This window comes from Staphylococcus sp. EG-SA-2, from assembly GCF_017152085.1.
Genome location: NZ_JACYHC010000414.1, coordinates 1 through 6,253, shown reverse-complemented (window position 1 = coordinate 6,253; position 6,253 = coordinate 1). Strand labels below are relative to the sequence as shown.

At 33.0% G+C, this 6,253-nt stretch carries 5 protein-coding genes; 4 read left to right on the top strand and 1 reads right to left on the bottom strand.

Features of this window, described 5'->3' with window-relative positions; genetic code table 11:
• Positions 1-615: amino acid permease (locus tag IDG60_RS04525; protein ID WP_001660212.1), on the bottom strand; the 615-nt coding region annotated here is incomplete at its 3' end.
• Between the two features lie 347 nt (positions 616-962).
• Between IDG60_RS04525 and IDG60_RS04520 the strand changes: the two genes are divergently transcribed.
• From IDG60_RS04520 to pnpS, 4 genes are all read left to right on the top strand, one after another.
• Positions 963-2,084: a citrate synthase gene (locus IDG60_RS04520; RefSeq protein WP_000829167.1), complete on the top strand. Its 1,122-nt coding sequence runs from the start codon at positions 963-965 to the stop codon at positions 2,082-2,084.
• 48 nt (positions 2,085-2,132) lie between these two features.
• Positions 2,133-3,401 carry an NADP-dependent isocitrate dehydrogenase gene (gene icd / locus IDG60_RS04515; RefSeq protein ID WP_000123165.1) on the top strand — a complete coding sequence of 423 codons (1,269 nt, stop codon included), beginning with the start codon at positions 2,133-2,135 and terminating at the stop codon, positions 3,399-3,401.
• Between the two features lie 389 nt (positions 3,402-3,790).
• Complete coding sequence (locus IDG60_RS04510; RefSeq protein WP_000080028.1) at positions 3,791-4,495, top strand: response regulator; 705 nt, start codon at positions 3,791-3,793, stop codon at positions 4,493-4,495.
• Positions 4,495-6,156: a two-component system histidine kinase PnpS gene (gene pnpS, locus IDG60_RS04505; protein ID WP_015445861.1), complete on the top strand. Its 1,662-nt coding sequence runs from the start codon at positions 4,495-4,497 to the stop codon at positions 6,154-6,156. Before IDG60_RS04510 ends, pnpS begins: the two co-directional genes overlap by 1 nt.
• Positions 6,157-6,253 lie beyond the last annotated feature (97 nt).

The following is a 6,253-nucleotide window of genomic DNA, read 5'->3' as shown; positions in this document are numbered from 1 at the left end:
TGCCATTTGGAAAGACATAAAGAATCCAGAAGCACCTTTAGCGAATATGCCGTGTTCATATAAATTTGTGAAACTGGCATGCCCGAATTGAGTTTTAAATGCAAATAGAATCATGACGAAACCAACTACTATTAAACCAATAATTGTCGCTATTTTAATGATAGAGAACCAAAATTCTAATTCTCCGAAAAGTCTTGCGCTAAGTAGGTTGAATGACATTAATAACAGTACACAAAATAGTGCACTTATCCAGTTTGGAATTTCTGGGAACCAAAAGCTAACATATTTTGCCACAGCCGTTACTTCAGCCATACCTGTAATAATCCAACAGAACCAGTATGTCCATCCGGTAACAAATCCTGCAAAAGGCCCAATATATGTATTGGTTACATCTGCGAAAGATTTAAATTCAGTATTCTGTATAATGATTTCTCCTAAACCTCGCATAAACATAAATAACATAAATCCTATAATGATGTATGTTAATAGAATTGAAGGGCCGGTTAATGCAATCGTTTGACCAGCACCTAAGAATAAGCCTGTACCAATTGCACCGCCAATTGCAATTAATTGTATGTGGCGATTGCTCAGTTCCCTTTGTAATTTTTCAGCCATAATACATCTCCCTTAAATATAGATATGTTTATTATGCACTTATATTGAGATATATACAATTATTTTCGGTAAAAATGTGTAAAATTCCATGTTAATATACTTTGGTTTTTATAATCATATATAATAACCAATTGAAAATTTAATTCTATTGTAAAATTCATGGATTATTCACATCTTGAAAAAGCTTTAATGGTGCTATTTGTGGCTATTCTGTGACATTTACATAGATTTACAAAAAAATTGTTGCACATATAATGCCAGTTTTTATATTTCACAAACGAAATGCGTTTAGCTATAATATTAGTTGAAAGCCATTTCATAAAGAAACAGTAAAGGGGAAATTTATCATGGCAGAATTACAAAGAGGTTTAGAAGGGGTTATCGCAGCGGAGACTAAAATAAGTTCAATTATTGAAAGTCAATTGACTTATGCCGGCTATGATATTGATGATCTAGCTGAAAATGCGCAATTTGAAGAAGTTATTTTCCTATTATGGAACTATAGATTGCCAAACGAAGAAGAGCTTGCTCATCTAAAAGGGAAATTAAATCAATACATGACATTAAATCCTCGTGTGTATACACATTTTGAGGAGTATGTTACAGATCACGTGCATCCAATGACAGCATTACGTACGTCATTATCATATATTGCACATTTCGATCCTGATGCTGAAAATGAATCAGATGAAAATCGTTATGAAAGAGCAATGCGTATACAGGCTAAAGTAGCATCATTAGTTACAGCGTTTGCTCGAGTAAGACAAGATAAAGAACCACTTAAGCCTAATCCTGACTTAAGTTATGCGGCAAACTTCCTATATATGTTACGTGGGGAATTACCAACAGATATAGAAGTAGAAGCCTTCAATAAAGCACTTATTTTACACGCTGATCATGAGTTGAACGCATCTGCATTTACAGCACGTTGTGCGGTATCATCATTGTCAGATATGTACTCAGGTATTGTAGCAGCTGTAGGTTCTCTGAAAGGGCCATTACATGGTGGTGCAAACGAACAAGTTATGACGATGTTATCTGAGATTGGGTCAATTGAAAATGTTGATGCTTACTTAGATGAAAAATTTGCTAATAAAGATAAAGTAATGGGCTTTGGTCATCGTGTATATAAAGATGGTGATCCTAGAGCGAAATATTTAAGAGAAATGAGCCGTCAAATTACGAAAGACGCTGGTCGTGAAGAATTATTTGAAATGTCAGTGAAAATGGAAAAACGTATGGCAGAAGAAAAAGGATTAATTCCTAATGTTGATTTTTATAGTGCGAGTGTTTATCACTGTATGGAAATACCTCATGACTTATTCACGCCAATCTTTGCTGTAAGTCGTTCTGCAGGATGGATTGCTCATATTTTAGAACAATATAAAGATAATAGAATTATGCGTCCTAGAGCGAAATATATTGGCGAAACGAATCGTAAGTATATCCCGCTTGAAGAAAGAAAATAATCAATACAAATTAAAAATGAAGATGTAAAATTTGGAGGTAAAATAACTATGACTGCAGAAAAAATTACTCAAGGAACTGAAGGATTAAACGTACCTAATGAACCAATTATCCCATTTATTATCGGTGATGGAATTGGACCGGATATTTGGAAGGCAGCAAGCCGAGTTATAGATGCTGCTGTTGAGAAAGCCTATAATGGCGAAAAACGCATTGAATGGAAAGAAGTGCTAGCTGGCCAAAAAGCATTTGATACAACTGGTGAATGGTTACCTCAAGAAACACTTGATACAATTAAAGAATATTTAATTGCTGTTAAAGGACCTTTAACAACACCAATTGGTGGTGGTATTAGATCATTAAATGTGGCTTTACGCCAAGAATTAGATTTATTTACTTGCTTAAGACCGGTACGTTGGTTTAAAGGAGTACCATCACCTGTTAAACGTCCACAAGATGTTGATATGGTTATTTTCCGTGAAAATACTGAAGACATTTATGCTGGTATTGAATTTAAAGAAGGTACAACAGAAGTTAAAAAGGTAATTGACTTCTTACAAAACGAAATGGGTGCGACAAACATTCGATTCCCAGAAACTTCAGGTATTGGTATTAAACCAGTTTCTAAAGAAGGAACTGAGCGATTAGTTAGAGCAGCTATACAATATGCTATCGATAATAACCGTAAATCAGTTACTTTAGTTCATAAAGGTAATATTATGAAATTTACAGAAGGCTCATTTAAGCAGTGGGGTTACGATTTAGCATTATCTGAATTTGGTGATCAAGTATTCACTTGGCAACAATATGACGAAATTGTTGAAAATGAAGGCAGAGATGCTGCTAATGCTGCTCAAGAAAAAGCTGAAAAAGAAGGCAAGATTATCATTAAAGATTCTATTGCTGACATTTTCTTACAACAAATTTTAACTCGTCCAGCTGAGCATGATGTTGTAGCAACTATGAACTTGAATGGTGACTATATTTCAGATGCTTTAGCTGCACAAGTTGGTGGTATTGGTATTGCGCCAGGTGCAAACATTAATTATGAAACAGGTCATGCTATTTTTGAAGCAACACATGGTACAGCTCCAAAATATGCAGGTTTAAATAAAGTGAATCCATCTTCAGTAATTTTAAGTTCTGTATTAATGTTAGAACATTTAGGATGGCAAGAAGCGGCAGATAAGATTACAGATTCAATTGAAGATACAATTGCTTCAAAAGTTGTTACTTATGACTTTGCCCGTTTAATGGATGGTGCTGAAGAAGTTTCTACATCAGCATTTGCAGATGAATTGATTAAAAATTTAAAATAAGCAAAATAAAATTAGGTGAGTCTAGCAACTTTAATTGCTAGGTTCGCCTTTTTAAATGAATTGAAGTTGGCAACAGGATAGAAATAATAAAGAGTCACCAATGATTGATTATGTAGTGTTTATTACACATTAGACAAAGCGAATTTGTACATAAGCTTAGGAATAAATGAGTAAAACTCATGCATAGGTAGTGGGATAGAAATGATATTTTTACAAAATTTATTTCGTTGTCCCAGAGTAAGTCATGCAAATGATAGAAGGAAATATAAGAAGTATTTTATTTATATGTAAAGTAATGTAAAAAATGTGTAAAGATAATGTGTAGGATGTTATTTTTATAAATAGTTCGGTTATAATGTAAATATAATTATAAGTTAGGGAGGCATACCATGTCGCAAAAAGTGTTGGTAGTAGATGACGAACATTCAATCGTAACATTACTTAAATATAACTTAGAAACAGCTGGTTATGAAGTTGTTGTCGCATTTGATGGTGATGAGGCTTTAGAAAAGGTAGAAAGTGAACAGCCAGATTTAATTATTTTAGATGTTATGCTACCTAAAAAAGATGGCATTGACGTATGTAAGACTGTAAGAACAAATAAAAATTTAGTCCCTATATTAATGTTAACGGCGAAAAATGATGAGTTTGATCGGGTATTAGGTTTAGAATTAGGTGCCGATGACTATATGACTAAGCCTTTTTCACCTAGAGAAGTTGTTGCCCGTGTGAAAGCCATTTTAAGACGTTCTCAATTTGTAAAAGAAGTAGAAGAGATTGACGATGATATTACCATCGGATCGATACGTATTAGACCCGATTATTTTGAAGTATATAAGCATAACGAGTTATTGGAGCTAACACCGAAAGAATTTGAACTCTTGCTTTATTTGATAGAAAGACAAGGCAGAGTCATTACGAGAGAGCATATGTTAAATACGGTATGGAATTATGAATTTGCAGGAGACTCAAGAATTGTTGATGTACATATCAGTCATTTAAGAGATAAATTAGAAGATAATCCTAAGAAGCCACAACTTATTAAAACTGTGCGTGGCTTAGGCTATAAATTGGAAAGACCTAAAGAACAATGATGAAGTTTCACCACCGCTTAATGTTATTGATAAGCAGTATATTAATTATCAGTTTTGTTACATTAGGCATTATTATTCACGCTTCCATCACATATGTTTTATCAGAAAAACACGAACAAGCTCTAGCAACAGATGCAAGATCATATATTTATTTAGTCCAAGATAATGAGATTGATAAAGTTAAAGAAATTGTAAAACAGCAAAATATAGATTTATTGATAACTAAACATGATAAAAAGGTGTTTAGTAGTGGCAAACTGAAAGCTATCCCAAATAGTGATAGCTATATTCAAAAAAGGGACGTTTTTATTTTTAATAAGAAGGTTAACGGTTATCATGTATGGATTAAAGGTTACAATAACGATATTACAGAAATGCATTGGACGTTGTGGAAATATCTTATATTGACATGTTTAGTTGTACTCATTTGTCTGTATTTTGCAAGCCGTAGTTTTAAGCGTACATTAATCCGTCCCATTCAAGAAGTTACTTATGCAACACAATTGTTGGCAAATGGTTATTATCACATACGTGTACCTGAAAGTAATGTTGTAGAAACGAAAGCGCTTTTTGTGTCTACCAATGATTTAGCACGACGCCTTCAAAAGCTTAATAATGAGCAAAAAATTCAATCCAACCGTTTAAAAACAACGATTGAAAATATTCCAAGTGCTATTTTAATGATAGATCGAAATGGAAAAATCGTTGTTGCAAATAAAGCGTATTATGAACAGTTCAACATCTCGCATAATATTGAACAAGTAGGCTATCACGGCTATGTTAATACTGAAATTGAGCAATTAATTTTAGAAAGTTTTAAAGTTGAAAAACCTATTTATGAACAATTGGAAGTTGCAATAAACCAAGTCCATGCCAAGTACTTTGATATTTCATGCGTTCCGATTTTAACTAGGTCTCAAAAAAGTTTGCAAGGGATTTTAGTTGTGATGCATGATATAACAAATCTGAAACAACTTGAAAATCTAAGACGTGAATTTGTAGCAAATGTTTCACATGAATTAAAAACACCTATTACTTCAATTAAGGGGTTTGCTGAAACGCTTATTGATGGTGCAAAAAATGATGCGGAATCATTAGACATGTTTTTAAACATAATTTTAAAAGAATCAAATCGAATAGAATCTTTAGTAACAGATCTGTTAGATTTATCGCATATTGAGCAACATACAGAGTTAGATACAGACTATATGAATTTATCAGATTTAACGCGGCGTATTATTGATAATATGATGACTCAAGCCAATCAAAAAAATATTTCCATTCATACTGATATTGAAAAAGATGTCATTGTTAAAGCACAAGAAAGTAAAATTGCTCAAGTTATCACGAATTTGTTAACGAATGCAATTAACTATTCTTATGAAGATGGAGATATTAACGTTCGTGTGTATCGAGATGACTTTCGTGTCATTTTCGAAGTACAAGATTTTGGTATAGGTATTAAATTAGAAGACCAACAGCGTATTTTTGAAAGATTTTATAGAGTAGATAAAGCACGAAGTAGAGATTCTGGTGGGACAGGTCTTGGATTATCAATTACAAAGCATATAGTAGAGGCCCACCAAGGCAATATTGAAGTGAATAGTCAAGTTGGCAAAGGCTCAACGTTCAAAGTTATTCTAAAAGATTATAAAGAATAAAAATTAAAGTGGTAACAGCGCGTGTATTTTTCACGAAGTTGTTGCTGCTTTTTTATTTCGTTCAAATCTCTATTGGTATTAAATTAGAGTTAATGAA

What these genes read in the sequence shown, in the direction of transcription:
- pnpS (WP_015445861.1), top strand. Translation starts at nt 4,495, where the DNA reads ATGAAGTTTCACCACCGCTTAATGTTATTGATAAGCAGTATATTAATT.
- IDG60_RS04510 (WP_000080028.1), top strand. Translation starts at nt 3,791, where the DNA reads ATGTCGCAAAAAGTGTTGGTAGTAGATGACGAACATTCAATCGTAACA.
- IDG60_RS04520 (WP_000829167.1), top strand. Translation starts at nt 963, where the DNA reads ATGGCAGAATTACAAAGAGGTTTAGAAGGGGTTATCGCAGCGGAGACT.
- icd (WP_000123165.1), top strand. Translation starts at nt 2,133, where the DNA reads ATGACTGCAGAAAAAATTACTCAAGGAACTGAAGGATTAAACGTACCT.